Genomic DNA, 2,560 nt, shown 5'->3' with positions numbered 1-2,560 from the left:
CGCATCCGCTGAGCGGCGCCTTGCCGGTGGGGTGATGGATCGGTCTTAAGGTCGCAGTTATTTGCGAACTTAGGAGCGGTGTTTGTGGGACGGATCACGGTTTTCGGCGGGCCTGAACGCCGCCGACGCTGGAGTACCGAGGAACAGCGGCGTATTCTGGAAGAGGCTTTTGCGCCGGGCGCGTGCGTCGCGCAGGTTGCCCGGCGGCACGACGTCTCCACCGCGTTGGTCTATACCTGGCGGCGCAAACTGTGCCTGGTGGCTGCCGCCGGGCAGGAAGGCCGTGGTTTCGTCGAAGCTGTGATGTTGGACGACAAGGCCGTCACGCCGGTTCCCGGGCAGCCGGCGATTGTAGTGGAGCTTTCCCATGGTCGCCGGGTGAGCATTTTCAGTTTGGCGTCTCCCGCGATGGCTGCGGCAGTCGTGGAGGTTCTGGCGCGATGATCCCGATCCCGGGCGGCGTGAGGGTGTGGCTTGCGCTGGGGCATACGGACATGCGGCGGGGAATGCGCTCGCTGGCCCATGGCCCTGCAGGTCCAGCAATCGCTGAACAAGGACGTCCATGCGGGCGATCTATACGTCTTCAGGGGACGAAGTGGATCGCTGTGCAAGATCTTGTGGCATGACGGCCTCGGGATGTCGTTATATTCAAAACGCCTGGAAAGAGGGCGTTTTGTCTGGCCATCTGCAAAGGATGGGACGATCGCGATCTCGGCCTCGGCGATGGCCTGCCTGCTGGAAGGCGTAGATTGGCGCAACCCCCAGGAAACCTGGCGACCGACACAGGTCGGGTGATTCCCGCCTGCGTCAAAATAGCAGCAGGACCGGCACAAAAGTGCTGTAAATGCTGGGTTCCTGAGGACTTGCGGGTTATAATCCGCGCATGGTCTCCAGCGACGCATCCGATGAAGTTGTGCAGCTTCGCGCTGAACTTGCCATGGTGCGTGAACAGGCACTGGTAGCAGAGGCCGAGGCCGCCAAAGTCTGGGCGATCAACGCCGATCTGCGGGCTCGCAACGCCCATCTCGAACTGATGAACGAGCAGATGCGCCGCGAGAAATATGGCGTGCGCTCCGAGCGCAGCCGGCGCCTGCTCGACCAACTCGAGCTGACCTTCGAGGAACTGGAGGCCAATGCCAGCGAGGCCGAGCTGCTCGGCCAGATCGCTGCTGCCAAGACCACTACAGTCCAGGCGTTCACCCGCAAGCGATCCACCCGCCGCGACTTCCCCGCCGATCTTCCGCGCGAGCAGGTCGTCATCCCCGCGCCGGACCTTTGTCCGTGCTGCGGCTCGGACGATCTGAGCCATCTGCCTGCGGCGGTCACCGAAACGCTCGAGCGCGTTCCGGCCCGGCACAAGGTGATCCAGACCGTGCGCGAGAAGGTCTCCTGCCGCCAGTGCGAGAGGATCAGCCAGCCACCCGCGCCCTTCCACGTAACCCCGCGCGGAATGTTCGGGCCGCACTTCCTGGCAAACCTCGCCTTCCAGAAGTACGGCCTGCACCAACCTCTGAACAGCCAGCGGGACAGGCTAGAGGCCGAAGGCATCCCCTTGAGCCTCTCGACCCTTGGCGATCAGATCGGCGCTATCTGTGTGGCGGTAAAGCCCCTGTTCCTGCTGCTGGAAGCCCACGGGCTGGCCGCAGACCGCCTGCATGCCGACGACACTACCGTCCCGCTTCTGGCCAAGCTCAAGACCAGCGTGGCGCGAATATGGGACTATGTGCGCGACGATCGCCCGTTCGGCGGCACGGCTCCGCCGGTGGCGCTATGCTATTACTCGAGCGACCGCAGGGGGGAACATCCCCGCACTCACCTGGCAGGCTACACCGGGATTCTCCAGGTCGACAGGTATGCCGGCTTCAATGCCCTGTTCGAGGAAGGCCGGGCGGACAAACCCATGACCCGCGCCAACTGCTGGGTTCACGCACGTCGGGAATTCTTCAAACTCGTCGACCTCAGGCAGCAGCTCAAGCGCAAGAAGAAAGGCACAGCCCCGCTCGTCTCGCCGCTGGCGAGCGAAGCGCTCGAGATCATCGACCGGCTCTTTGCCATCGAGCGCGACATCAATGGCAAGCCAGCCGCCGAGCGCCTGGCCGTTCGCCAGAAACTGTCCGTTCCCATCGTTGCCGAACTCGAGGCCTGGATGCGCGACACGCGCAGCAAGCTCTCTCGTCACGATGCCGTGGCCAAGGCCATCGCCTACCTCCAGAACGACTGGGACGGCTTCGTCACCTTCCTCGCCGATGGCCGGATCTGCCTCTCAAACAACGCCGCCGAGCGAGAGTTGCGCAGCGTGGCTCGGGGCAGAAAAGCATGGTTGTTCGTCGGCTCTGATCGTGGCGGCCAGCGCGCTGCGATGATGTTCAGTCTCTTCGGCACCGCGCGTCTCAACGACGTCGACCCGCTCGCCTGGTTCACCGAAGTCCTCGCCCGGATCGCCGATATCCCCCAGAGCCGCCTTCACGAACTCCTCCCTTGGAACTGGAAGGCCGCTCAGCAGCAGGTCGCCGAGGAACTCGCCGCCTGAACTCCGGCGGCTCCGCGCCAGCTAGCGGAT

At 64.1% G+C, this 2,560-nt stretch carries 3 protein-coding genes; all 3 read left to right on the top strand.

Annotation, left to right across the window (positions count from 1 at the left end; all coding sequences use genetic code 11):
- Positions 1–84: 84 nt before the first annotated feature.
- On the top strand, positions 85–444 hold the full coding sequence (tnpA, locus tag LH128_RS27425; RefSeq protein WP_008827974.1) for an IS66-like element accessory protein TnpA: 360 nt from the start codon (positions 85–87) through the stop codon (positions 442–444).
- Positions 445–522: 78 nt separating this feature from the next.
- Positions 523–795: an IS66 family insertion sequence element accessory protein TnpB gene (gene tnpB, locus LH128_RS27420; protein WP_008832960.1), complete on the top strand. Its 273-nt coding sequence runs from the start codon at positions 523–525 to the stop codon at positions 793–795.
- An 88-nt stretch (positions 796–883) separates the two neighbouring features.
- Positions 884–2,530, top strand: coding sequence for an IS66 family transposase (gene tnpC / locus LH128_RS27415; protein WP_008832959.1), 1,647 nt, complete (start codon positions 884–886; stop codon positions 2,528–2,530).
- Positions 2,531–2,560 lie beyond the last annotated feature (30 nt).

The organism is Sphingomonas sp. LH128, assembly GCF_000293195.2.
In the GTDB taxonomy this organism is placed as follows: domain Bacteria; phylum Pseudomonadota; class Alphaproteobacteria; order Sphingomonadales; family Sphingomonadaceae; genus Novosphingobium; species Novosphingobium resinovorum_A.
Note: the sequence above shows the minus strand (reverse complement) of the source record. Positions and strands in the feature narration are given on the sequence as shown.

Bases quoted from the DNA above. Each gene is read 5' to 3' on its own strand.
- tnpB (WP_008832960.1), top strand. From the start codon at position 523: ATGGCCCTGCAGGTCCAGCAATCGCTGAACAAGGACGTCCATGCGGGC.
- tnpC (WP_008832959.1), top strand. From the start codon at position 884: ATGGTCTCCAGCGACGCATCCGATGAAGTTGTGCAGCTTCGCGCTGAA.